Genomic DNA, 2124 nt, shown 5'->3' on the forward strand with positions numbered 1-2124 from the left:
CAGGATATGCCAAGGCATCGGTTTCCCCGGTTTTTCGGCGGGTCACCCAACACCGACGCCACCTCTGGTTCACACATTGTTCCGGGCTGGACTTTGCTTGCAGACCTTTCAGATTTCTCTTCGCAGAGAACACCCTGTCCATCTTTCTTCAATCAAGTTAAGACGTTTACTTCAGCTACAGTACTTGGAAAGGGTAAAGTTACTGTGTGGATTTTAACCACCTAGATCGAGTGACTGCGGGGCACACGAAAAACCTGAGTGGAGAAAAGCGTCTCCACTCAGGTCCTTTTTTGGTCAGAGCACATCCGATAGTTTGTACTCTACGCCCTGTATCCCTTTGTAGTACTCCGGATACATTTCTCCCCCACATGTTTCGCAGGAAAACTTTGGGGGTACAGTCGGATCTCCTCCATCCATCAAATCAAACTCTCGAACGACATGATAAGGAATCTCTTCTTTTTCATGACACGCTAAACATACAAAGCTGACGCTCTGTTGCTTTTTGGACGGCGTGTTCCCTTTTTTCTTTTTCTTTCCTTTTTTGCGGTGCTTGGATACCGGTGAGATGGTGAATCACCCTTTCTAAATAGGCTTTCGTATCGGTACATAAAGCCACTTTGATTTCCAGTTTTCCGTTTTCTAGGCAGACTTCTCCCTTGTAATCATAATAACACTCGCAATTTGGACAGACGAGGGGATCCTTGGCGCCACTTGCGATCATTCTTTCCCGCCATGTTTGACGACGTAAGGTTTTCTTCACCTTGACAATCCAACGTCTTGCGCCCTCTTGCCACTTCTGAAGCACTTTCTTACTTAACGTTTTACTTCTTCTGGAATACATCCCGTAATGACGAATCGTCTTAAACTGTTGATCTGGAATATGCCGAACGAGTCGAGTGATGAATTCTTCTACACTTACCGTTTCGTGCTTTTCTTTCCCATCTGTTTTATCGATGTACTTGAACGTCACCATTTGACCATCATACGCCTCAATCCGATTGATTCCAATTGCGGGTCGACGAATATAACGGCCAATATAACGTAACAGTTCTTTGATCTTCCCTTTTTGTTTCGGGGCATACNCATACGCCTCAATCCGATTGATTCCAATTGCGGGTCGACGAATATAACGGCCAATATAACGTAACAGTTCTTTGATCTTCCCTTTTTGTTTCGGGGCATACTCATAGAAGCCTTCTCCGTTGTTGGAAAACGCCTTCTGTAATCGGGGTTGTATTCGCTTTTTCTCTTTTCCCGTTACGTGTTGACGAATTACTTTTAAGACAACTGTCTGCCACTGCTTTCGAAGCATCTCAAAGGGGAGGAAATCATAGGTTTTCCATTCACCCTTTTTCGTCATTCCGCCCATTGTAACCAACATATGAATATGCGGATTAAAATTCACTTTTGATCCAAACGTATGTAGTCCAGATATGATTCCAGGTGTCACTTTCCCCTTCTTTTCGAAGAAGTCCTGAATCAATTTCGCCCCTGCATCCATAAAATGTTTCAAGAGATGACGATGTAGTAAAAATACTTCCCGTAGTCCTTCATCGATCGTTAGAATGACATGTCGGTGATTGACTTGAAGTACATCTTCCGTTAACAACCGACTCCATTCCTCACTTTCTCCAACGGAACCAGGTTGTACAGAATCGACCTTTGCATCGATACGGGACTTTCCGGACATCATGACAACCTTCGCAGACCAGTAGTTTGAAACCTTTTTTGATATCTCCGCAGTCTCTGAATTTCTCTACTTCTTTGATAACGACTGATCGGATTCGGTCCCCATGTTTACTTTTGAATCGTTCCCAGTGTCCATGATGATCAAAGAAAATTTGCCTAAGAATATTCGTCTCCATACATACAAACTACCACAGCGAAATGCACTGTGGTAGTCCCGAATTTGTCGAGTAGGAGGGAGCCTTTCCATTATGGATTGTGCTCCGCCCCCCTCACAGAACCGTGCGAGCGGTACTCCCGCACACGGCTCTTCTCCATCATCATTTACAGAATATAGCTTAATTCGCTTCTAAGATCGTATATGTTCACTTTTACTCGTAGCTTCGACAATGGATATTTTCTAAGAAATAGATTGAACTTATCCCAATCAAATGATTT

Annotated in this window: 1 protein-coding gene and 1 pseudogene; one reads left to right on the forward strand and one right to left on the reverse strand. The window is 43.8% G+C overall.

The genetic code is table 11. The annotated features are described in order from the left end of the window. Positions 1–225: hypothetical protein (locus NON16_RS25265; RefSeq protein ID WP_257352379.1), on the forward strand; the 225-nt coding region annotated here is incomplete at its 5' end. 235 nt (positions 226–460) lie between these two features. Here NON16_RS25265 and NON16_RS25270 read toward each other — a convergent pair. Further along, positions 461–1865 (reverse strand): annotated as a pseudogene (locus NON16_RS25270) (IS91 family transposase). Between the last annotated feature and the right edge of the window lie 259 nt (positions 1866–2124).

Source organism: Pseudalkalibacillus decolorationis, assembly GCF_024609785.1.
In the GTDB taxonomy this organism is placed as follows: Bacteria; Bacillota; Bacilli; order Bacillales; family Fictibacillaceae; genus Pseudalkalibacillus; species Pseudalkalibacillus decolorationis.